At 47.1% G+C, this 22,950-nt stretch carries 25 protein-coding genes and 1 tRNA gene; 8 read left to right on the top strand and 18 right to left on the bottom strand.

The window, feature by feature from the left end:
• Positions 1-22 precede the first annotated feature (22 nt).
• Entirely contained in the window at positions 23-547 is a 525-nt protein-coding gene (locus C7R73_RS08160; protein WP_106450031.1) for a YehS family protein, read from the bottom strand.
• Positions 548-711: 164 nt separating this feature from the next.
• On the opposite strand from C7R73_RS08160, the gene C7R73_RS08155 reads away from it, so the two are divergent.
• Positions 712-783 (top strand) — tRNA-Val (locus C7R73_RS08155).
• 94 nt (positions 784-877) lie between these two features.
• On the opposite strand, the gene C7R73_RS08150 is transcribed toward C7R73_RS08155, so the two are convergent.
• Together C7R73_RS08150 and C7R73_RS08145 are read right to left on the bottom strand one after the other, a co-directional pair.
• Positions 878-2,056, bottom strand: coding sequence for a M15 family metallopeptidase (locus C7R73_RS08150; protein WP_106450030.1), 1,179 nt, complete (start codon positions 2,054-2,056; stop codon positions 878-880).
• Positions 2,057-2,073: 17 nt separating this feature from the next.
• Positions 2,074-2,787 carry a TraX family protein gene (locus C7R73_RS08145; protein WP_106450029.1) on the bottom strand — a complete coding sequence of 238 codons (714 nt, stop codon included), beginning with the start codon at positions 2,785-2,787 and terminating at the stop codon, positions 2,074-2,076.
• A gap of 304 nt (positions 2,788-3,091) precedes the next feature.
• Between C7R73_RS08145 and C7R73_RS08140 the strand changes: the two genes are divergently transcribed.
• Together C7R73_RS08140 and C7R73_RS08135 are read left to right on the top strand one after the other, a co-directional pair.
• Positions 3,092-4,243 (top strand): pyridoxal-phosphate-dependent aminotransferase family protein, encoded by a 1,152-nt coding sequence (locus C7R73_RS08140; RefSeq protein ID WP_106450028.1) that lies wholly within the window; start codon positions 3,092-3,094, stop codon positions 4,241-4,243.
• An 11-nt stretch (positions 4,244-4,254) separates the two neighbouring features.
• Positions 4,255-4,791, top strand: coding sequence for an ECF transporter S component (locus C7R73_RS08135; RefSeq protein ID WP_106450027.1), 537 nt, complete (start codon positions 4,255-4,257; stop codon positions 4,789-4,791).
• A 78-nt stretch (positions 4,792-4,869) separates the two neighbouring features.
• On the opposite strand, the gene C7R73_RS08130 is transcribed toward C7R73_RS08135, so the two are convergent.
• The 13 genes from C7R73_RS08130 to C7R73_RS08070 form a co-directional block, all read right to left on the bottom strand.
• Positions 4,870-5,265: a VOC family protein gene (locus tag C7R73_RS08130; RefSeq protein WP_106450026.1), complete on the bottom strand. Its 396-nt coding sequence runs from the start codon at positions 5,263-5,265 to the stop codon at positions 4,870-4,872.
• A 90-nt stretch (positions 5,266-5,355) separates the two neighbouring features.
• Positions 5,356-5,727 (bottom strand): VOC family protein, encoded by a 372-nt coding sequence (locus C7R73_RS08125; RefSeq protein ID WP_106450083.1) that lies wholly within the window; start codon positions 5,725-5,727, stop codon positions 5,356-5,358.
• Positions 5,728-5,974: 247 nt separating this feature from the next.
• On the bottom strand, positions 5,975-7,192 hold the full coding sequence (locus C7R73_RS08120) for a voltage-gated chloride channel family protein (protein ID WP_106450025.1): 1,218 nt from the start codon (positions 7,190-7,192) through the stop codon (positions 5,975-5,977).
• Positions 7,193-7,453: 261 nt separating this feature from the next.
• Complete coding sequence (locus C7R73_RS13885) at positions 7,454-7,585, bottom strand: hypothetical protein (RefSeq protein ID WP_255356057.1); 132 nt, start codon at positions 7,583-7,585, stop codon at positions 7,454-7,456.
• A gap of 492 nt (positions 7,586-8,077) precedes the next feature.
• Positions 8,078-8,827, bottom strand: a complete 750-nt coding sequence (gene nfsA / locus C7R73_RS08115; RefSeq protein ID WP_106450024.1) for an oxygen-insensitive NADPH nitroreductase — start codon at positions 8,825-8,827, stop codon at positions 8,078-8,080.
• A 160-nt stretch (positions 8,828-8,987) separates the two neighbouring features.
• Positions 8,988-9,269: a DUF1232 domain-containing protein gene (locus tag C7R73_RS08110; protein WP_106450023.1), complete on the bottom strand. Its 282-nt coding sequence runs from the start codon at positions 9,267-9,269 to the stop codon at positions 8,988-8,990.
• Between the two features lie 150 nt (positions 9,270-9,419).
• Complete coding sequence (locus C7R73_RS08105) at positions 9,420-10,400, bottom strand: aldo/keto reductase (RefSeq protein WP_106450022.1); 981 nt, start codon at positions 10,398-10,400, stop codon at positions 9,420-9,422.
• A gap of 41 nt (positions 10,401-10,441) precedes the next feature.
• Complete coding sequence (locus C7R73_RS08100) at positions 10,442-11,011, bottom strand: histidine phosphatase family protein (protein WP_106450021.1); 570 nt, start codon at positions 11,009-11,011, stop codon at positions 10,442-10,444.
• Positions 11,012-11,029: 18 nt separating this feature from the next.
• Positions 11,030-11,833: an MBL fold metallo-hydrolase gene (locus C7R73_RS08095; protein WP_106450020.1), complete on the bottom strand. Its 804-nt coding sequence runs from the start codon at positions 11,831-11,833 to the stop codon at positions 11,030-11,032.
• Positions 11,834-12,001: 168 nt separating this feature from the next.
• Entirely contained in the window at positions 12,002-13,198 is a 1,197-nt protein-coding gene (locus C7R73_RS08090) for an MFS transporter (RefSeq protein ID WP_161525903.1), read from the bottom strand.
• 112 nt (positions 13,199-13,310) lie between these two features.
• Positions 13,311-14,192: a LysR family transcriptional regulator gene (locus C7R73_RS08085; RefSeq protein ID WP_106450018.1), complete on the bottom strand. Its 882-nt coding sequence runs from the start codon at positions 14,190-14,192 to the stop codon at positions 13,311-13,313.
• A gap of 369 nt (positions 14,193-14,561) precedes the next feature.
• Positions 14,562-15,737, bottom strand: coding sequence for a MalY/PatB family protein (locus tag C7R73_RS08075; RefSeq protein ID WP_106450016.1), 1,176 nt, complete (start codon positions 15,735-15,737; stop codon positions 14,562-14,564).
• Positions 15,721-16,584, bottom strand: coding sequence for a DUF3737 family protein (locus C7R73_RS08070; RefSeq protein WP_106450082.1), 864 nt, complete (start codon positions 16,582-16,584; stop codon positions 15,721-15,723). Before C7R73_RS08070 ends, C7R73_RS08075 begins: the two co-directional genes overlap by 17 nt.
• A gap of 297 nt (positions 16,585-16,881) precedes the next feature.
• On the opposite strand from C7R73_RS08070, the gene C7R73_RS08065 reads away from it, so the two are divergent.
• The 3 genes from C7R73_RS08065 to C7R73_RS08055 are packed head-to-tail and all read left to right on the top strand — an operon-like array spanning position 16,882 to position 19,619.
• Entirely contained in the window at positions 16,882-17,793 is a 912-nt protein-coding gene (locus C7R73_RS08065; RefSeq protein WP_106450015.1) for an ABC transporter ATP-binding protein, read from the top strand.
• 12 nt (positions 17,794-17,805) lie between these two features.
• Positions 17,806-18,807 (top strand): ABC transporter permease, encoded by a 1,002-nt coding sequence (locus C7R73_RS08060; RefSeq protein ID WP_106450014.1) that lies wholly within the window; start codon positions 17,806-17,808, stop codon positions 18,805-18,807.
• 23 nt (positions 18,808-18,830) lie between these two features.
• Complete coding sequence (locus C7R73_RS08055; RefSeq protein ID WP_106450013.1) at positions 18,831-19,619, top strand: GDSL-type esterase/lipase family protein; 789 nt, start codon at positions 18,831-18,833, stop codon at positions 19,617-19,619.
• A gap of 54 nt (positions 19,620-19,673) precedes the next feature.
• On the opposite strand, the gene C7R73_RS08050 is transcribed toward C7R73_RS08055, so the two are convergent.
• A complete protein-coding gene (locus C7R73_RS08050; protein WP_106450012.1) occupies positions 19,674-20,549 on the bottom strand; it encodes a DUF1295 domain-containing protein in 876 nt (291 codons plus the stop codon).
• A 302-nt stretch (positions 20,550-20,851) separates the two neighbouring features.
• Between C7R73_RS08050 and C7R73_RS08045 the strand changes: the two genes are divergently transcribed.
• Together C7R73_RS08045 and C7R73_RS08040 are read left to right on the top strand one after the other, a co-directional pair.
• Entirely contained in the window at positions 20,852-21,169 is a 318-nt protein-coding gene (locus C7R73_RS08045; RefSeq protein WP_106450011.1) for a carboxymuconolactone decarboxylase family protein, read from the top strand.
• Positions 21,170-21,188: 19 nt separating this feature from the next.
• Complete coding sequence (locus C7R73_RS08040) at positions 21,189-21,602, top strand: cupin domain-containing protein (protein WP_106450010.1); 414 nt, start codon at positions 21,189-21,191, stop codon at positions 21,600-21,602.
• Positions 21,603-21,903: 301 nt separating this feature from the next.
• On the opposite strand, the gene C7R73_RS08035 is transcribed toward C7R73_RS08040, so the two are convergent.
• Entirely contained in the window at positions 21,904-22,935 is a 1,032-nt protein-coding gene (locus C7R73_RS08035; RefSeq protein WP_205076492.1) for a hypothetical protein, read from the bottom strand.
• Positions 22,936-22,950: the final 15 nt, after the last annotated feature.

Raw genomic sequence — 22,950 nt, 5'->3', positions numbered from 1 at the left:
CTTTTCGTTTGGTTCTTTTTTATTAGCCGCGGTAGCGCAGCGCCAGCCCTTTCAGGAAATTGCGCGCATAGCGGTCGCCGCAAGGCTTGTAGTTGCGGTGCCCTTCTTTGCGCAGAACAGCGCTCAGTTCGCTTTTTGATACGGTGACGCCTGCCGATTCCAGGATTTCAAGCATATCTTCGTTCGTCAAAGTCAGCGCAATTTTGACTTTCTTCAGCAGCAGATTGTTGACGTTCCCGTTGTTCAGCACAAATTCCGGCTTTGGTTCCGGTTCGCCGGGATTCACTTGCGGTTTGCCGCGTTGGGAAGTGATGAGTCCATTCAAGAACGATTCAAGAGTCGCATTGTCGCAAGCCAGTTGATCGTCTTCCGATGGGGCTGTAGCCCCGGCAGTATCCGTTGCTTCATCTTTTTTCGATTTCAGCAACATCTTCTGTACTGCTTCCTTCGTCAATTCGAGTCCGCCTAAGCGGAACACTTCCACCATATCCGCATCCTTGATGTCCAGCGCATAGCGCAAGCGGATCAATATATCATTGTTGTCCATATTATGCCTCCAAATTTTCCTTTTCAATTATCCTTTTCCAGTATACCTTGTTGTCTGATGGAATGCATGCCTTATTCGTTCCTCATTTTTTTTAATTTCCCTCTTCACTTATCACGCAAATATGTTATAATCAAATATACGAGCAGGTGATTCATCTGTCTATCGGTTCCTTAGCTCAGCGGGAGAGCACTACCTTGACATGGTAGGGGTCGCTGGTTCAATCCCAGTAGGGACCATCAAGATTCAGCACATTATAGTAAGTAAAGAGGCACGATCGAAAAAAATTCGATTGTGCCTCTTTTTATGTTCATTTCTGCAAGAGCCTGTACATCAATTAGCCGATTCCGGAGCCTCGCTCATGGTTGCATCCAAAAGGTATTCGCCTTTGCTGCTGTTTTCCTCGGTGGCGAAACGCGCATCGAGATCATTGAAATGCCACCATTCCGAAGCCAAGGGAGTAAGGCCGGCATCCGTGCTGTAGCGCTGCAGGAGGATGGCCGCCTCATTCATCGTATCAGCCAAAGTGGCTTGGACCCAAGCGGTCGGGGAACTGGATTTGACCGGTCCGGTGAACGTAGCCGAAGCCATGCTCAATTCATGGATGGTTGTGGGCATCGAGTATTCCGTGTAGCCCGTAATGGCAGTCGCGGCATAATCGCCGATGACGATTTCCTGCTGTTCCGTTATTTTCGCCAGAGTGACATCGATGGCATAGCCCATCTGATGATTTGAAACGCTTGTCGCGATGAACCAATTGGTGTCCCAAGGATAGGTATTGATCCCGGCCATCACTTCAGGATCGGCTGCAGCCAGATTCGTCAAAGCAGCCACCGTCATCTGTTGGACGGAATAAGGGCGATACCCCTCATAGATGACCAAGGTGTTCCCCTCCGCCAAGGCGGCTTGTTGCGCCAGATGGATTTTCTTTGACATGCTGTAAAGCACCGGCACGATATCGGACACTTTCTCCAGCCGCATATTGTATGCTTTCCCGTCATAAAGCGCCTGACCCGTTATGCCAGGGATCGCTTTTCCGGAAGAAATGAACTTGGATGCGTATGTGTTCGTATTGTCATAAATGATGGAAGGGATCACGTCCGGAAGGTTGATGAAACAATAAAGATGTTGCACCCAGCCGGATTCCGTTGCGGTCTGGACATACCACCAATCGCCCACTTCCTCGAGCACCTCAAGAGCGGTCCCCGCCTCCAAGGCAACAACCGTCTCGGACCCGGCATCGGCAGTCGCCTTCAGATCCATCCGGACCGAAGCATAGCCGGTCGCCCCGTTGACGGGAAGTTCCAGATTTCCTTCATACACCAACGGTTCCGGCTCTTCCGGCTGGACCACAGCCGCTTCTTTTGAAGCCACCGCTTCGACAGCCGAACTTGTCGGAGTGCTCTCCGACTCCTCTGTTTCCGTCTGTTCATCCGAGCCGGAGCAAGCGGACAGCACAGCAACCATCAGGATGCCGATGACAGCGCGGGGCCAATTTTTATTGATTTTCATTTATATGCAGTCCTCCATTACGCGGATACGATCATTTTTACTAGTTCCAACAGCAACAGATGGAACGGATAGAAAGCATAGAAGCCCCATTTCATCACGTTGGATTTCTTCCCTTGACGGCCTTTGTAGAAAAGCAGCAGCGGTACCGCCAGAAAAATACCGACTTGGTAGGATTGCGTCCAACCGATTGCGCTGATGGAAGGGATGATGTGGAATAAAGTCCCTATCACTGCAAAGCTCAGCAGCTGCTTTTCGGTTTGTCCCCTGAACAATCCAAAAAACAGGATCCACAAGACCGCTACATAATTCCAATCAGCCGGGACCGCCAACAGACAGCACAGCAAAACGATTGTTGCTTTAAGCGGAAGGGACCAGTCCTCCCGTTTTGCCGCTGCCAATGCAACCAACCCCAGCGCCAATCCCCAGATGACGCTCGTGGCTTGCCACCACGGGAGGCCGAAATACCAGACATACGGAAAATGCGAGACTGCGGCAAACAGCATTAACCGCAAGATATATTTTTTCAAATCGGATGTGTAATGATAGCCTTCCGCAATCATATAGCACATGATCGGTGCGGCGATCCGCCCCGCTATCCGCAGCGCCACACCTTCAAGGCTGTCCTGCGGCACAAATACCGCAAAGATATGATCGAAAAACATTGCGAATATGGCAAGATTTTTCAATGTATAGGATGATAGGTCTTTTTGAATCTCGCTAATGCCTTGCATCGGAGTGCTCCTCACTGTACTTGGTTTCGCAGCGTTTGCTGTAAGCTGATCGACAGGCCTCTTTGCCTGTCCTTTCCCACAGTATAAGCTTCTGGGAGTCCTCCAATCCCCGAAAAAAAACAAGATATTTGCGGGAAAACTTACGCAACCCAAAATTGGTTGCGTTAACATTTGCAAAACGCATGCGTAAAGCCATTTCTGGCCAAATTGGACCCCTCATTTTATGTCGGATTGGACGGTTTCATAGCCCTTTTCATTTGCTAAAATTATCAGCAATATACCAAACGATAAGGAGGACATCCTGATGAGATACCAACCGAATTACGCCCCGGGTCCGACAGAGGTGCGCGAAAATGTGCGTTTGGCCCGCGCAAAAAGAACCAACAACAGCGACTTTGACAAAACGTTCGTCCGCTATTACCGGGAGGTCAGCCAAAAAATGGGGCAAATCATGGGCACCACGAATGAGGTCCTGTTGCTTGCCGGCGAAGGGATTCTGGCTCTTGAGGCCGCTTGTGCGAGTCTGACGGAACCCGGCGATCGCGTGCTCGTGCTGGACAACGGCATCTATGGCGAAGGCTTCAAGGATTTCGTCAGCATCTATGGTGGCGTGCCAGTCGTCCTGAGTTTCGATCGCCACAGTGGCATCTCTACCGAAGCGGTCCGCTCCTTTCTGGAGCAGGATTCTGACTTCAAATATGCCACCTTGGTTCATTGCGACACGCCGACATCGGTACTGAACAACGTGGCTGAGTTATGTCCTTTACTGAAGGAATATGGCATTCTGACGGTGGTCGATTCCGTCGCAGGAATGGTCGGCGAGCCGATCAATGTGGATGAAAACAAAATCGATATCTGTTGCGGCGGAACGCAAAAAGCCATTTCGGCCCCGGTTGGACTGGCCATCGTTTCCGTCAGTGAAGACGCCCAAAAAGCGATGGACAACCGCAAAACGCCTATCGCTTCCTTTTATGCCAATCTACAGGTCTTCAAAGGGTACGCGGAAAAAGAATACTTGCCTTACACGACTTCTGCGGGCGATGTTGCGGCGCTCGATGCCGCTTTGGACAACATCCTCGAGGAAGGCGTCGAGACAGTCTTCGCACGCCATGACAGGATCGCTTCCGCCGTGCGCGATGCCGCTCAAGCATACGGATTGGAGTTGTTCCTGGATTCCGACCGTTCCAATACCGTCACCGCCATCCGGATACCTGACGAAATCGGCGCCCTTCGCCTGCAGGAGCACCTCAGCGAACACTACGATCTGCTTGTCGCCACTTCGTTGGCGCAATATGCAGACGTGATCCTGCGCATCGGCCATATGGGTGAAAATGCCTTCTTGGACAAACTTGTCTATGTTTTGGCCATCATCGACAATGGCCTGTGCGATCTGGGCTTCGCAAGAAAAGGCGATTTGGCCCAGCTGTTCATCAAAAGCTATAAAGAAAACAAATAGGAGGCTTCACTATGCAAAAAGCACAAGGTTATTCAAACACACGCACTTATGATTTGGTTCTGACCGCAATCCTGATTGCGCTCGTATTCGTTGCGACAGTCTTCCTGAACATCAAATTGCCTATCACGGCAAACGGCGGATTGATCCACCTCGGCACTGCGATGCTCTTCCTCGCATCTATCCTGTTCGGGCCGAAAAAAGGCGCCATCGCCGGAGCGGTCGGCATGGCCATCTTCGACCTCATGGCCGGTTGGGTTTTGTGGGCTCCCTTCACGTTGGTTACACGCGGGTTGCAAGGCTATCTGGTCGGAAAACTGGCATGGTCGAAGGGCCGCCAAGGGAACAGCTTTGCCGTGAACCTTTTGGCCACACTGCTTTCGGTTCCCATCATGCTGGTCGGTTATTATCTGTGCGAATGGATTCTTTACGGAAATGCCATCACACCGTTCGCTTCGATTCCCGGAAACCTCGTCCAGAATGCAGTCGGAATAGCGATTTCATTGCCACTGTCGGCAATCCTGAAAAAGATGAACATCACTGCAAGGTAATGAATTGAAAAGGAGCCGGGTGCTAAATCCTAATTGGATCTAGCGCCCGGCTCCTTATTTTATTGTAATGGGTAATGGTTATTTTGCATTCAGGTCCGGCTGATGGATTCCGAACAGATTCCCTTCCGTATCGAAGTAGTACCCCTGCCAAGCCATCCCGGTCAGCGCATTCTTCGGTATCGAGACTTTACCGCCCTTCTCCAGAATCAGCGCTTCGGTCGCATCGTAATCTTCGGTCCCCATCGTGCAGACAAAGGCGTTCAAAGCTTGATCGCTTTCAGGCGGAGGACTTTGGCGCTGCATCAAAGCACCGTTGATGCCCGGTTCGCTCGTATCGCCCGTGATTGCCCCAAAATAAGGCGCACCTACATATGCGGTCCAATCTTCGAACGTCCATCCGAAAACATCGCCATAGAAAAGCTTTGCCCTCTCCATATTGTCCACGTGAATCTCAAAATGAATGACTCTTCCCATAACGCGATGACCTCCTATTTTTCGCAAATCAGTTGCTGCAACTGGCTTATGTAGCGTGCAATTGGCAAAGGCGTTCGCGCAAAAGGAAAGTCATCTGTGCTGGTCGACGAGAATCGGATTGCCGTCGGGATCCTCAATGATGAAGCTCGCGGGCCCTTTCGTATCAGGATCGGCTTCCGAAACAAAAGTGATGCCTTTTCCCCGCAATTCCTCCTGCAGCTCACGGACGTCCTTGAACGAATTCACTTCTTCCGCATCGCTGTTCCAGCCGGGATTGAACGTCAGCATGTTTTTCTCGAACATACCCTGGAACAGCCCGATGATGCAATCCTCGTTCTTCATGATCAGCCAATTCTGATCGATGTCCCCGCCGAATGTGCTGAAGCCCAATTTTTCGTAAAATGCCTTTGATACATGTATGTCCTTGACCGTCAAACTGAGGGAAAATGCTCCGATGCCCATGCTTATTCTCCGTTCTATTTGGATTTTTTTGATTCTGATCTGGGTGCTGCTGAAGAAAATCTCTTCATAGACCATTATAATTTCGTCAGATGCGAAAAGCTAATTTTAGCGGATCAGGGGGGTTCGAGAAACTGAAATTGCGTGTGGGAATCGCGGAACTGCATTGCATTAAAAAATGCAAAAAGACTGTCTCATTTTAGAGACAGCCTGCATCGAAAGCATAGGCAACCCTGATTTTTCCGACTGACTATTGCAAATAATCGCTCTCGGATTTTTCCTGCGCATAGATGGAATGCCCGCTATTGAACACGTAGGCGACCGACACGATCGCAAAAAAATACGGCAACGTGTCATATCCGAAGACCTCGGCGCCTATGAAGACGGGCGCGATGAAGGTGTTCGTCGCGGATGAGAAGACGCTTGCGTATCCCAAAGCGGCCACAAATTCCGGCGGCAAGCCGAACAACGGAGCCAACCAATAGCCCAAGCTTGCGCCAATCGAGAACAACGGCGTGACTTCCCCGCCCTGGAATCCCGCTGCCAGAGTCACGATCGTCAGCACCAGCTTCAGCAACCAGTCGTAACCGTAGATTGTGCCTTCATCAAAACTGGCGCTGATCAGATTGGTGCCCAAGCCCGAGTAGCGCCCCATATGCAAAGCAAACATCGCGATGGTCAGCAGCACGCCCACCACGAAAATCCTTCTGTAAGGATCAGCTATCTTTTGAGCCATCCAGCCTTTCGTGTTCTTCAGCAACTTGGCGAACAACCCGCCGACAGCGCCGAAGACGATGCCCAAGAGGACAATCTTTCCAGCAAAAGACAAATCGACCGGCACAGCCACATTCAAGTTCACCGAAAATTTTTCCAACCCGAGCAAATGCGAGGTATAGGAAGCCACAAAGGCGCTTAACGCTGCGGGGAAAAGCGCGCGGTATTCGATCATGCCGACCATCAGCACCTCCAAAGCGAAAAAGGTCGCCGCAATCGGTGTCTGGAACAAGCCCGCAAACCCGGCCGCCATCCCAGCAACCAATAGGATTTTTTTTGAATCTTGGAAAGGGAATTTTTTCCCGAAGGTATAGCCGACGGTCGCACCGATCTGCACGGCTACACCCTCTCGGCCAGCGCTGCCGCCGAATAGATGGGTCAGCCAAGTGCCACCAATGACTAGTGGAATCAGCCGTTTCGGTATTTCTTCATCCTGCTTGTTCCCCGCGGAAAAGATTAACCCCATTCCCTTGTTGCTGTTTTTGCCGAATTTTTGGTAGACATAGACGATCACCAAGCCAGCAATTGCGAGGAACGGCAACAATCCTGCGATGTGCCGCCCGCGGAACTGAGTGATCAGAATGAGGACTTCGCCAAACAAAGCATCCAAGGCCCCCACCAGAATACCCATCAGGATTGCCGCAATTCCGTAAAACAGTATTTCTTGATAAACCGCTGATTTCTTTTCATCCATTGTTATATTCCTTCTTCTAATCTGATATTTTTCACTGCGCCTCTAGTAAGGCATCTTCCAATGATGATACCATGAAACCGATAGGAATAACTGGAAATTATTGTCCGAACCGCACGCAATATTAGGATACAGAAACCCGAATCCTTCAGGAAACGGAAACATGAAAAAAAAAGCCCGGAAGCCGCTGACTCATCAATTGTGAGTTAGGGATCCCGAACTTTTTGATTTGCAGCTCTCCGATCATGGAGAGCCGCTTAGACCTTATTTGCCGCTTGTCTGCGCTTGTTTTTTCTTCAAACGCTCTTGTTTGCGCATGTCGATCTCTTTGTAATACGCTTCCCATGATATTTCAATAGTCACGTTCTGCGAATTCGTATAGACGATGTTCTTCATATATTTCTTGCTCCTTCTTTAGCGTAACCATATGCGTACGCTACTATCTTTCAACCCCCTCATATATCCTTTTTTTCTGTATTCAGAGAAATCAAAAAGGCACTCAATTGAGTACCTTTCCGTCTCTACTTATTATCATAAGAAAGAAAAAGGTATTCCTGTACAGGAATCGCGGCTTTTTCACTATCAAATCTAAATCTTGGAAATTCATGTTGCGGGCACCACAGTGTGGCGCTACATATAAATTTAACTTCGCTTATTTTTGGTTCCGTTTGCCTGCAGCATCCGCTGCAGAATAGAGAAAAGCCATGGTTCCATACATATCAGTTGCATATGTTCTTGGACGTTGAAAGGTAACTATAACACGAATATCCGTTCGATGCAAGAGAAAAGATTAATTCATGATAAGCTAAGGTGAAATGTTATTTGAAAAACTAAATTCCAGTTGAGTGTTTCAAAATACGGAATTCACTTCTGCAAAGCTCAAAACAGTCAATGTTTGTTCATCCCTTGCTTTTTGACGAAATCATGCATGTACATGCGTTGCGGATGGGAGAGCATCTCTGCCATCTGTCCGGTCCACGTATCGCAGCGTTCGCCTTCAGTCCGCGACCGATAGTACTCTTGGATTTCTTCGTTGTACTTCTCCAGTTGTTCCTTATAGACTGCCTTATTCTGTTGATACTCATTTTCATGATAAATATGCTCGAAAGGCAAGCGCGGCTTCTGATCGTTGACGCTGGCTGGGTACCCAACAGCCAGTCCGAAGAGCGGGATCACTTTATCGGGAATCTTCAGGAGTTCGCTGACTTTTTCAAGGTCATTCCGCAAGCCTCCGACGTAACAGATCCCGAGACCCATCGCTTCAGCGGCCAGAGCGGCATTTTGGGCCGCAAGGGATGCATCAACCACACTGACCATGAATTTTTCAGTGCTCTCGAGCGAGGCTGCAACATCCTTCCCTTCCATTTTTCCGATCACATCGTGGCGATGCAAGTCGGCGCAAAATACGAAGAAATGGCCGTTCTCGGCAACAAAATGTTGGTTGCGTGCGATTTTCGCCAATTCGCGTTTTTTGTCAGGATCTGTTACTCCGATGATGGAATAAGCCTGCACAAAACTCGATGTGGAAGCCGCCTGGGCGCTGCGGACAATCGTTTCTATCTGTTCAGGGCTCAATGCCCTGTCTTCAAAATCCCTTACCGTGCGATGCGCCATGATGCGCTCGATTGTTTCATTCATTTATTGTTTTCCTCGCCTTCAGAATAGCTTATATTGAATCCATATGATTATTCTAAAGGAATGCAGAAGCCACGTCCAACCGGGTGCTCAAGGTACAAAACGCGAAAAAGCCCCGCTCCTTTGCCATTTAGGCGAGGAACGGGGCCAGAAAATCCATGAATTATATTTTTTTGGCTTCTTTGATTGGGCGTTCTTTTTCTTCAATCGCTCCGTCGCTCAATAATTTTTCAGCGACCAAAAACAGGATCGGCAACAGCACATCATCCGCATAACCGGCCATCGGGATAAAATCCGGGATAATGTCGATTGGACTGATGATATAAAGAATGATCCCCAACACCAGCCATTTTTTCTTGCCGTCGACTTTGGAATCGAACAGGGAAAGTATAAGTGACTTGACTTTACTAAAAGGTGTCAGACTGATTTTCTTTTTTACTTTCATTTTGCATTTTCCTTTGCTGATTGATTTGGACAACCATTCTATAGACACACATAGCTCTATGCCTCGTCCGGTTATCGTGAACAAAGTATACTGCTTATTTAAAGTATATGAATCAGTCTCAAGGATGATTTTTCCGCATGCCGAAATGCCTCAGTTATGCCCGACAATCAAATGCGGGACATACGGTTCTTCCAGAAAGGCGACTTCGGCATCGGTCAGCTTGAGAGATACGGCTTCCACCGGTTTTTCCAGATGTTCTAGTTTGGTCGCTCCGATGATCGGCGCTACGACCGGTTCCTTCTGCAGGAGCCAAGCCAAGGCGATTTCGACGCGGGAAACACCTCTGTCGGCGGCTACTTGCGCCAACCGTTCGACGATGATCCGGTCCTTATCGGCAGTGGCATCATACTTCGAACGCGCCACATTGTCCGTTTCCATCCGCTTGGACGTCTCCGACCAGTCGCGTGTCAATCGGCCTGATGCCATCGGACTGTACGGGGTCACAGCGATTTTTTCTTCCCTGCAAAGCGGCAGCATTTCCCGCTCCTCTTCACGGTAAAGCAGGTTCAGATGGTCCTGCATCGACACGAAGCGCGTCCAGCCGTTCTTTTCCGCTACGTGCAGCGCTTTTTGGAATTGCCATGCATACATCGCGGAAGCTCCGATGTAACGAGCCTTCCCGGATTTCACCACATCATGCAGGGCTTCCATCGTTTCCTCGATCGGTGTATTGTAGTCCCAACGGTGGATGATGTAGAGATCCACATAATCCATATCCAGGCGCTTCAGGCTGTTGTCGATTTCGCTCAGGATGGACTTGCGGGACAGCCCGGAACCGTTCGGGCCCTCATGCATCTGGCCGTGTACCTTCGTCGCGATGACCACCTCGTCACGCTTCGCAAAGTCTTTGATGGCACGTCCGAGGATTTCTTCGCTTTTTCCTAGCGAGTAGACATTCGCTGTATCAAAGAAATTGATGCCCAACTCCAAAGCGCGTTTGATGATTGGTCTGCTTTCTTCTTCATTCAACGCCCATTTGTGCAGCCATGTATCCGGATCCCCGAAGCTCATGCAGCCCAAACAGATTCGTGATACGTCCATCCCTGTGTTGCCGAATTTTACATACTCCATCTTTTTTCCTCCGTTCCTCTTAAACGTACAGTCTTATTGCGCTATAAAACCGGCCGGATTACTTCCTCCAATTGGAATACCTTCTCTTTGTATCCGTAAACGAAGATGCTCCCGTTCGGGAATCCCTTCGCCAACTCCTCCGCCGGGTCTTGCCAAAGCTTCAGAAAGTTGTAGCAGGCGCCACTGTGCGAAACTGCCAAAACGTTCGTATGATCATCCTGCTCCATCACTTCGGTCAGTGTCTGTGCCATCCGTTCCGCCACATCATTCGTATTTTCCCCGCCGAACGGCACAAAGAATGACACGATTTCCTGTGGTTCCTTCGGTTTGAGCATCTCCCGCTCCCCTTCGAAGAAGCCGTAATTGACCTCCTTCAAGCCTTTCAGACGGGCATAGGGCATGTCGGTAATCAGTTCCAACGTATCGCTCGCCCTTTCCGATGTCGAACTGTATGCATGATCGAAGCTGATGCCTTCCGATTCGAAATAATCCCGCACAGCCTGAGCCTGTTTGATGCCCCGTTGCGTCAAAGGTGAGTCGCTCCATCCCTGAATCTTTCCTTGAATATTGAACAAGGTTTCCCCGTGACGGACCAAATATAATCGTTTCATCCGCAAATCTCCCATCATTTAGGATTTTTTCAGGCTGAATGGCTGCCCTGGAGCATAAGCATGGATCCTTTCCGGATTAACCACCCGGTCGTACAAGGATTGCGGATCGGCGTTGAAAACGTTCAGATCAGGTGCATCCACCGTGCCCCAATGGCATAGGATCAGATGCGCTTCAGGATAAGTGTTCGCCATTTGGATCGCCCCTTCCAATCCGATATGCCACTCGTTGTCGGAAAAGTCAAAGAGGATCGCATCCGGCTGCGGCATCTCCAGGTGCTCCTTCATCAAACGGGAATCGCCCGGTGCCCAGATGATCCCATCCGGCGTCTCAATCCAAAAGCCGCAGTAATCCTCCAACCGGAATACCCGGTAATTGTATTTTGCTTTTTCATTCTGCCAAGCATGGTCCGCCGGCGTCAGCGTTATTTTTGCAGGGCCAACTTCGAACGTGTCCCCGATATCATGCCCGTTTGCCGGAAACCCTTCCGCCTGCATCAGTTCTGCCACATAATGCGGCCCGTGGAATGCCTTGGAGACATGCTCCATCGCGTGCAGTGATGGCACGCTGTAATGGTCATTGTCGCAGTGCGTAATCAGCACAGCATCCAGATGCGGGATATTTTCAGGCGCAATCGGCATGTCGATCAAAAGCGGCATATCGAAGTCCTTCAGCATCGGATCCATCATGATGCAGGTGCCGCGGGTGTTCACGAACATCCCGCCGCTGCCCAGCCAGCGGACTTCCGTGTGGTCGATCGGTTGAAAAGCTTCTTCTCCAAAAAATACGGTAGGTGGTGGAACGGCTTGTTTGTGTGTTGCCATTTTCTTTTCCTCCTTAAAATTGTCTAGCTTTTTCATGCAGTCTCAGTTTTTTTTTTCGCAAAATGAATACGTTCACATCTCCAAAATAACACAATTCGCTAAGCAGGACCAGCAAGGACCATGTTTCAGCGCTTCATTGAGATCAATGTTGCGCCGAAACTTAGCTGCTCACACTTCCTCCGCACTCGTTTCAGCATGCTTCGCCAGAAAATGATAGCCGCCACCGAGGATACCGCCGCCCAGCAGCAGTGCCCCTTCCAGGAAAAAAATCCCCCGTTCTGAAGCCAGCCGGAACAGGCGCTCCACCAGAACGATACCGTAAGGGGAAAAGGCTGCGCCGATATTGAATCCGACCAGCAGCAACGACGTGGCGGCATTCGCGTTCCCCGACGCCGAGCTGTTGACTTTGTTGAAGAGATAAGGGATGAAAGTACGGAAGGAGAAGCCGCAGAATGCAGCAGCCAAACCGGTCAGCCAGACAGTGTCCGAGAGCCCGATCGTCACAAGAGCCATTCCCATCCCGAACAAGGCAAGCGGCAAAGTATATTTCCCGACAGCCCCAAAAACTTTTCCGAACAAAAAACCGGCCGTCATTGCACCGATGCCAATCAGGGAAAGGATATAGCTTCCGTTCGTAGCATCGCCGTAACCGTTCGCCAGCATGAGCGGCGTGACCCGGACCGTGATTGTCATATAGAACATCACCGCCACAACGAGCAGGGTCAGGTAGGCGAAAACCGCCTTGTCCATCGCCTTGCTGCGTGTACTCAAAGGATCCGTTTGCTGTGGCTGACTGGAAACGTCAGCCGGTTCAGCCGGGATATCCGGAACCAAGGCCGCGAACAGAAGCATCGCCGGCAGAGCCGCTAAGTAGACCCAAAAGGAAGTTTGCCAGTCGATCTTCAGCAGCTGCCCCACAAGGAAGGAAATGGTCATCCCGCCGATGCCTTCGAAGGCGCTCTGCAGCCCGATCATCGTCGCCCTCTCGGCCCCCTCATAAGAATGCCGGATAAAACTGACCAGGAGCGAATTGAAAAGTCCGATCCCGAATCCGAAGAGTGCCCTGGAAAGAAAAATGATCCAGAAATGATGCACAAATACCGGAACCAAGCCTGAAACCAGAACCGTGGCCAGCCCGACAAGAACCGTCCTCTTATAGCCGACTTTCCTTGCGATGGCGTGGCTGAGCAGAACCGAAACGATCAAGAACAGGGAAGGCATCGTTGTCAAAGATTCCACCAACGGCAACGGGATTTCCGGAAAATCCCGGGCGATGGCGGGTACATTCACCGCGATGGCTCCACCGGAAACAACAACAAATGAGCTGGACAACAGCGCAAGCTTCTTGAGTGTCCTCATATCCATACTGATGATCTTCCTTTCTGAATATCCATGCCTATAATGCATACATCATTTTTCTTAATACCAGTTTAAAACGCAACCGTAGAAAAAGATAATAGTTTTTTCGCATGATTGATCATGCTCTGAAGGCATTCTTAAGAAGCTCGATGAATTTAGCCACTGCCGGCGGGAAAATCTGATTCTTTTTCCAGGCGATGACCACGCCTGTCTCCAAGGCAGGCGCCAAGGTCCGGAAGCAAAGCTCGGTTTCCTCACTGACCGGGACAAGTTTTTCCAGACATAACGCAAACCCGACACCCGCTTCCACCAGGATGGCCGCATTGTAGATCAGATTGTAGCGCCCGATGATATGCAAGGCCCCGTAGGCGTCGCCGAACCAATTGTCCAGTTCGTTCTGGACCAATGCTCTCCCCGGAATCAGGATCGGATAAGCCAACAGATCCTCAGGTGCAATGGAGCGCTTCTGCGCCAGCGGACTGTCCTTCCGCATGATGACACCCCAGCGTTCTTTCTGGGGAATCCGGATGAAATCATATTTATCGACATCAACCGGCTCCGTCAGCAGGCAGATGTCCAACAGCCCTTTATTGACCCGATCCTTGATGTCATCGGCATCGGCACTGTACAATTTGTACGTCACTTGCGGATATTCCGTGCTGAAAGCTTTGATGAAATCAGCCAAAACGCGCATGGACTGCGTTTCTCCACCACCGATGGCGATTTCGCCGTTCATGAGCGTTTTCTGCTCCTTCAGCTCCAGTTCGGTCCTGCTGGTCAGATCGAGGATTTCCTCCGCCCGTCTTTTCAGCAGCAATCCTTCGCTGGTCAACGTGATTTTCTTTTTGCCGCGCCGGAACAAAGAAACGCCTAATTCCTCTTCCAACTGCATCAGTTGGCGCGACAAGGTCGGCTGGGTGATGTGCAACTTTTCAGCGGCACTAGTGATGTTCTCTTCATAAACCACTGTCAAAAAATAATTCAGAACGCGCAACTCCATAGTCAATACTCTCCTATCCCTTGATTCGGCTTTAATCCTGCCGAGTCGTCTTCCGATTACAGAGCCGTTTTTTCAGCACAGCGGGGCTGCAATCGCTTCGGTTCAAGTATCTCACATCAAGCTCCGGCCGTAAAACCGAAACAGGACAAGGACGCACCCTGCATGGCGCCGCAGCTTGCGTCCCTTCCTCCGATGAGCGATCCGCTAGCCGGAGGACACCGGCAACACTTGACCTCAACTCCGATAAAGAAATTCTCGCAGGAGAACACACCCCAGAATGTGGGCCGAACTCCGGCGAAGCCTGTGTTCACCGGAGAAAAGCAGTGTGCTGACGATTGCGGGTTCAGGTGTCTATAGGAACAGTTGTCCTCAACGGCATCTGTCCTTTTGGTACAACGCTACTCCTTCAACAAACCGTTGGATGCCGTCACCCAAGAGTGCTTTCGGGCAGGCGTAATTCCAGCGAACAAAACGCGAACCGTTGCCGCCGAAGATATCCCCTGCGGAAAGATACAGTCCGGTTTTCTCCCTGATGAACGCGCACAACTCCTTCGTGTCCTCCGTTATCTCTGAGCAATCGATCCAGGCCAGATAGGTTGCCTCAGCCTCGATCACATGGACTTCGGGAACAAGTTCCTTCAAAGAACCGACCAAAAATTGTCTGTTCTGTTCCAAATATTCCCGCAGTTCTTCCAGCCATTCCTCCCCTTCGCCGAAAGCCGCTTCAGCCGCTTGGATTGCGAAGGTATTGGGCTCCGCCACTTCATCCGTGTTGATCCCTCTGTCCACCAGTTTTCTGATTTCAGGATTCGGGATGACGATCGCCGCAGTCTGCAGCCCGGCAAGATTGAATGCTTTTGTCGGCGCAATGCACGTGATTGTCCGGTCAGCAATTTCCTCGGAAACGGAGGCAAAGGGGATGTACGCGTGGTCGATATGCATCAGATCGCAATGGATTTCGTCGCTTACGACCAGCACATCATGCTTGATGCACAGTTCGGCGATCCGTTCCAGCGTCGGCCGATCCCAGACTTTTCCGATCGGATTGTGCGGATTGCAGAAAATGAACAGCGAAGTCGTACTGCGGGATAGTTTTTCTTCCAGAACCACGAAATCGATGGCATAGCTTCCGTCTTCATAGCGCAATTCGCTCGCCAAGACTTTCCGACCGTTGTTCAGTATGGAATTGTAAAAGATGTTGTAGACCGGCGAAAGAACGACAATGTCATCGCCTATTTCCGTCATTTTCCGAATGATCGAAGAGATGGCCGGGACGACGCCTATGCAATAGAGAATCCATTCTTTTTCCATCGTAAATTGATGCCGCCTCTGCCACCAACGGATGATGCTCTCCCGAAAACTGTCCGGAACGGTATTATAGCCGAAAACGCCTTGCCGCAGACGCTTTTCGATGGCGTCGATGACAGCAGGCGCCGTCCCGAAGTCCATGTCCGCCACCCACATCGGCAGCTCGTCCGCTTTGACGTCCCACTTATAAGAGTTGGTGTTCCGTCTGTCGATGATTTGATCAAAATCGAATGGCATATTCCCGGCCCTCCGCAAGCTGGTATTTGGTGTTCTCGGACGCGATTTCCGGATCATCCAGAATCAGTTCGCCGATTCCCGTAGCAGCTATCATACCGCTGATCGGATTCTTGACACTGTCGATGCGGCTGTTCGCTTGAACGTCGACCGTCGAATATTCGAACGCCAGATCCGTGTTGATGATCGTGCAATTCTCCATCTTCACGTTTTCCATATAGCACATGCCTTGGTTGCTCTCGATGATGCAGTCGATGAAGGTGATGTTTTTCGAATTCCAACCCAGATATTCGCCGATGATCGTCGAATCCCTTACGACCACATTCTCGCAGTTCCAGAAAGCATCTTTTGAAAGCAATTTGGCATGCGAAATCTCGATATTCTTGGCACCGTCAAAGGCGTAGTTGCCCGACAACGTAAAGTGCTCGATTTGGATGTTTTCGCTGTTCATCGCAAAATAGTCGCCTGCTGCGTTTACGTGTTTCAGCGTGATATCGTTGCAGTTCCACAACGTCTCTTGGGCATTTGGCAGTTCCACACGTTCCAGTGTGATATCGGTGGCTCTCCTGAATGTCTTGGGCGCTTGGATCATGCTGTTGGTGATGGTGATGCCCTGCGTATACCAAATCCCGGAACGCGCAGTTTCCACTAAAGTGATGTTGTTTGCCTGGATGTTCCGCGCATACCACAATGGATATTTCCAGCGGAAGATCGTGTTATCGAGTCCGATGTTGCTGCTTTCCTTCAACGGAGACTCTCCGTCCGCAAAAACTGAATGGCTGATCTGCAGGTCTTTTCCTTTGAATAGAGCCCGTTCCCCGGTGAATAGCTGTTGATTAAGATGTTCCATCATTCATTACCCCTCTCTGATACATACAGAGCGTACACCTTAACCTTGACGTTAAGTCAAGCGACAAAATCAATTTGAGTCAACCGATAGCTTGCAGAGGGGTATTTTTCCTCATATATTGTATACTTTATTCAGTAACAATCTACGCAATCAGCTTAGCGCCAGTAAAATCCGACAATACTTATCACTCAATCTTTTTGATTCACTGCTAGCTTGTGCTATTAGGAAAGATATAATAATCCATTCTTTTGGTAATTTCTTATGAGAAGTAAAACAATCTTTGAAAAGAGGTCTACTATGGATACATCGGTGCTGAAAGTTTCAAATGTAACCAAACGAATCAAGAAAAAGCTCATTATAAAAGATGTCAGTTTTGATATTAAAAAGGGAGAAATATTAGGTTTTCTAGGACCTAATGGATCTGGAAAAACAACAACTTTAAGGATGATCGTAGGCTTATCAAAGCCTACTTCCGGAGATATAAAAATCTGTGGGTATTCCATAAAAAAAGACTATGTAAAAGCTATGTCTAATGTAGGGTGCATCATTGAAGGTCCTGATCTTTATGATTATATGAGCGGGTATAGGAATCTTGAAATATTAGGTAGTATGTCAAAGGGTGTCACTAAAAAAGATATCGATGAAGCTGTAGAATTAGTCGGTATGGGAAATCGTATTCATGATAAAGTTGATGTTTATTCAATGGGGATGAAACAAAGAATCGGTTTAGCGCAAGCACTGATCCACAAACCAAAACTATTGATTTTAGATGAACCTACAAACGGACTGGATCCTCAAGGCATACATGAGTTTAGAGAAATCATAAAAACATTAGCTAAAGAAAAAGGCATTTCTGTGTTGATTTCTTCGCATATAATTAGTGAGGTTCAATTGATGTGCGACCGAGTCAGTATTATAGATAACGGAAGTATTATTAGAAATGCATCAATTGATGAGGTTTTAGCTACTGGTGAAGTTGTTTGGACAGTAAATGATCCCAAAAAGGCTCAATCCGTCCTTAAAAATAAGTTCACCCTCGATTCAACAATTGATGCAAAAAATGTAACCGCATTAGCTGACGTGGGAAGGCTCTCAGAAATAAATAAAGCTTTCATTTATTCGGGAATAGAGATCAAATATGTTGAAAATAAAAAGAGAACGTTAGAAGATTTATTTTTAACCCTTACAGATAAACATAAAATCGGATAAAGGTGGGATAGCATGATTTCGTTAACACAAAATGAGATAATAAAAATTTTATTAAAGAAAAAAATGCTCCTGATCGTTATGTTACTTTTAATTTTTGTGAGTTTGCTTTCATATGGACAAAAATATTCTTATGATAATAATATACAAAAATTTGAAGCGGAATCTGGCGGTGTAGCATACGATTGGAAAGGCCTTGCTACTCAACGGCTTGATGATCTTGAAGAACGGAGCAATAATGAATTCATACCAGAAGAAGTCAGAGCATCCATCGATAGAGAAATTCAGCAATTGAATTATTTTATTAAGAACGATATCAATCCTATAACGCCAACAGCTTCCAAATTTAATGTTCAATTTGTAGAACAAGGGATTACACTATTTATACCGCTTCTCATTGTAATTTTAGCTGCAGATTTAGTTTCAAATGAATTCTCTAAAAAAACGATTAAAATTTTACTCACGAGAGCAGTACCTAGATGGAAAATATTATTCAGTAAGTATTTGGCGCTCATACTTATGACTACAATTTTAGTGTTTATCATTGCTGTCTTATCTACTTTAGTATCCTATTTGTTTTTTCAACAATGGGGATTTAGTGAACCTATAGTAACTGGTTTTCGTTTGGTTGAGGGTAAATTAAATTCAGATTCAACGATATTGATTTCTCGGTTTCAATACACTTTATTGATATATTCGCTGTTGTGGTTCGTGTCTATCATAATAGCCTCGATAACCCTGATGATTTCAGTACTAGTTGATAATAGTTCGTCAGCTATAGGTATATTGATGGCATCTCTGATTGGCGGGCAATTTTTACAGTTTTTCTTATCTGAATGGAAATTAGTCAAATATTTTTTTGTGACCAATTTAGATCTTACTCGCTATTTAACTGGATCCTATCAGCCTATTGAAGGAATGAGTTTAAACTTTTCTATTCTTACATTAAGTGCTTGGGCTGTATTATCATTGATAATAAGTTTTGTAGTATTTAATCGTAAAGATGTCCTCGTTTAAATGGACTATTAAGGAGAATAACTATGTATAAAAAAGTAATATGGCCGCTATTATTATTTATTTCAATAGCTTTATCGATTGTATTTATATCAGGTTTTATTGCCTCTATAGTTTTAAGTAAGAGTGAAGAAAGCGTTCCTACAGAACAACAGCTAGAAAGCTCAACCAATAAACCAGAAGAAGGAGAGAGTATGTCAGCAGCATCTTCTGACATACTCATTCTTGGCGACTCAATAGGATTTGGAATAGGGGATGAAGAAAATTTAGGTATAGGAAAAAGATACCTCAATTTAATTGATGAAAAGGATGGAAACGAAAAAACCAGCATAAATATTTCAGTACCAAGCTATGAAAGTAATGAACTCGTAACGTTGATTAAAAGTGCAGAAAATAAAGCTAGTATTTCAAAGGCAAATTTGATTATTATTTCAATTGGAGGAAATGATTTAAATCGTTTAGACTATGAAGACAGGGTCTCTTTAACGCTTGCATTTGAAGAAGCGCTCAAAAACTACAAAGAAAATCTAGAACTTATCATAAAAGAAATCAGAGATATAAATCCAGATGTACAGTTAGCGTTGATCGGTTTATACGATCCATACAGCAAAGAGGATCCAGAAAAAACCAGATTTCTTTTAGACTGGAACTATGAAACGAGCCTAATTGTCGATTCAGATGTTAAATTTGCCTATGTACCGACTTATGATTTGTTTAAATACCATTTAACCGACTATCTCTCTCCAGATGAATTTCATCCAAATGGTTCAGGGTATCAAATGATAGCAGAAGAATTGGATCGGATATTAAACTAGAGAAAGAGAAAAATGGTTCCATCATCAGCTTTCTGATAAACGGAACCATTTTTCTTATTTTTTTATGAAAGGAAAAAGCATTGGAACTCTTTTGGTGTATTCTTCCCATCCATCGTATTTCTCCATATTTTTCTCCAGTAATGGAGTTGATACTTTGATTAATACGGTACTCATTAAAATAGGCGAGATGACTAATAACATATAATAATAAGGGTTGATGGAATCAGTGAAGAACAACGTAATACCACTAGCATATAATCCAATCCAAATCAGGATTTCACCAAAATAGTTTGGATGACGTGTGACTGACCATAATCCTGATTGCAGAAGTGAATGTGTTTTTTTATTGATGTGTCGTCTTAGTTGTTCATCACCAACTACTTCAAAGAACAGTCCTACCAGCGCAATGAATAATGCAGCATAAACGGAATAGCGGTGAGCTGAATCAAAACTAAATTCGTTGTATTTGATTACCACATAGCTTGCAGATCCAACAATAAAGTTAATGATACCCTGAACTACAAACACTCTAAAAAAGGCGGTGATGACTACTTTATCACCCCACTCTTCACGCCACTGTGCGTATCTGAAATCTTCGGGTTTTCCATAATTTCTTTTTAATAAACGGAGTGACAACCTAAGGCCCCACACACTAATGAATCCAACGATAGCATACGATAGAACTGTGGGATTTTCAGTCACAAGCAGTGTAAGCCAACTCCCCACAACAAACCCCATCCCCCAACCAATATCGACAATTGAATTGTTTTTGATTACTGTTGCGATAATAAAAATGATCGTAAAGTAAGCAAAGGTAAAAATTAACGGGACAAGCAGTCCGTCCAAACCTGTATTCGTGAATCCTTGTGTCGCTATTGCTAATGTTGCTATAAATAATAGCGTATAAATTACAATTCTTTTCTTATCCATAGGCCACCTCTTTCAAATTTCTATACATCCTGCCGTACCAAAAAAAAGTAATAGAATTCAGCTAGCTCTATCACTAAGATAGAATACTCTCATTGTACACTAATATATAACAAGCAATCGAATAGAAGCTCTTAAATCAAGCCCGAATTTTCTACCCTTTTCAGAGAATGCTCAAATTGAACAGGCCATGTGCTTCCCCGATTCTCTAAATGTAGAACAGCAAAAAAATGTTGCGTTCGCCCTTGACTTAAAGTGCACTCTAGGGAGTATGCTGAATTTAACATTCGTAAGGAGATGATTTTATGGCAAAAGTTACAGCAGGAAGAGATTTATTAGGCGATTTTGCGCCAAAATTTGCTGAATTGAATGACGATGTCCTGTTTGGGCAAGTCTGGTCGCGGGATAAGGAATTCGCGCCGCGCGATCGTTCCATCGTCACAGTCACAGCGTTGATCACAGGCGGAAACTTTGAACAGCTTCCGTTCCATTTAAGCAAAGCCAAGGAAAACAGCGTGACAAAAGATGAGATTGTGGAAATCATAACCCAGCTCGCGTTCTATGTCGGCTGGCCAAAAGCTTGGTCCGCTTTCAACATCGCCAAAGAAATATACAAAGATTAATTTATAGGAGGAATAATTTATGTCAAAAAACGAAGAAGTAAAAAAAGGCGTCATTTTCCCAATCGGTGATAAAAATACAGCTTACGCGCAGTACTTTGTCGGTCAAAGCTATTTTAATTCACTGGTTGCGGACCCAGAAGTGGCTGTTGGCGTCGGCAATGTGACCTTTGAACCGGGTTGCCGCAACAATTGGCATATCCATCACGACGGCTACCAAATCCTGTTGGTCACAGGCGGAGAGGGTTGGTATCAGGAAGACGGCAAGCCTGCCCAAGCATTGAAACCCGGGGATGTCATCGTTACCCATGACGGCGTGAAACATTGGCACGGTGCCGCCAAGGATAGTTGGTTCGAGCACATCGCCATCACCGCCGGAAAGCCCGAATGGCTGGAACCCGTTGCTGATGAGTTGTATGAGAGACTGCACCAATAATTGCACAAAAAAGAATGTCCGGCCTTGAAAATGGGGCCGAACATTCTTTTTTGGATTTTATTGTATTAGTGAAAAAAATTAGCGGTGGCCGTTAGTCGGAGGAAATCTAGATTGCCGGACATCAAGCTCCGGAGAGGCGGCTGCCCACGGGAGGACACTATTCAGAACCGGCCTCAGCTCCTGCGAAGCGGACCTCGCCGGAGATCACAACCAATAATGTTGGCCGAACTTCGGCGAAGCCTCCGTTCACCGGAGGAGAACACTACAGTCAGATGTCCGCCAGACGAAAATTCCCGTCGCATCAATCTTCCACTATATAAATCGCGGCTTCGTTGCCTGTATGGTTGGCGGCTACGATGATGTCCCGATCCGCCTCGTTCACAACCATGATATTGGATGGGCCGCAGCCCTTGTCGACGATTTCGGTTTTAAACTCCCCGTCCACATATTGAATGTAGAACAGGTCGCAGTTTTCGCGGCGGATGCCTCCGACAAAACTAGGAACGCCCCTTAGTGTCGTGCCCACCAATGTATGGGCGAAATCGATTTTATGCGGATATTCATAGACCGCTTCGTATCCGGATGCCGTCTTTTTGTAGATTTTGATGCTGTCGCCATGGAAAGGCTCGATCGTGATCATTTCTTTTTCCCCGTCCGAGTCGATATCAAATAATGCAACTTCGCCGATCGGAGTGTCCAAAATCTGCTCGATTTCCCATTCTTTATCAGCAAAAGGCGTCACTTTGATGATCCCTTGATTACTTGTAAAGTAGCCGACCGGTTTGTCGCCTTCATAGTCCTTGTAGTAACCATGGTTGCGGAAATAGCCTTTCCCTAAAACCTTCAGCTCGACGCCTTCGGTAGGGTCTTCCGGCAGGACACCATAATAGATGCTGCCTGATCTCGACCAATCGTCTTTGAAATCCTTGTCATCCGCTATCGTGGCGCCGACAAAGTAGTTCACGCCATCCACATCATAGATGTCGAAACGGTGCAGATAAGGCAGGTAAAGCACATCCTTGATTTCCCAGCCGGTCTCGGGATCATACTTGCCCCAGACGACTTTTGCTTTGCTTGGGCTGACCTTCAGGTAAAAATCGACGATGGCCAGAAATTCATTGCTTTTGTTCGGGATAGGGATGATGGACATGCAGCCACCGCCCTTTTCCCAAACGGTTTCTTTTTTTTCGAAATCCTTGCCTGAGTACATGTAGCAAGGGTAGCCTTCCTCTTCGCTCGCGATCAACGCGCACGTTTCGCCGCCAATCGTGATGTAACTGGCGCAATAACTGCGATACATATCATCCAATTTCTTCTTGGTTATTTTCATCATTTTTGCTCCCTTCAT

The sequence above is a fragment of the Trichococcus alkaliphilus genome (assembly GCF_003008695.1).
GTDB classification, from domain to species: domain Bacteria; phylum Bacillota; class Bacilli; order Lactobacillales; family Aerococcaceae; genus Trichococcus; species Trichococcus alkaliphilus.
Note: the sequence above shows the minus strand (reverse complement) of the source record. Positions and strands in the feature narration are given on the sequence as shown.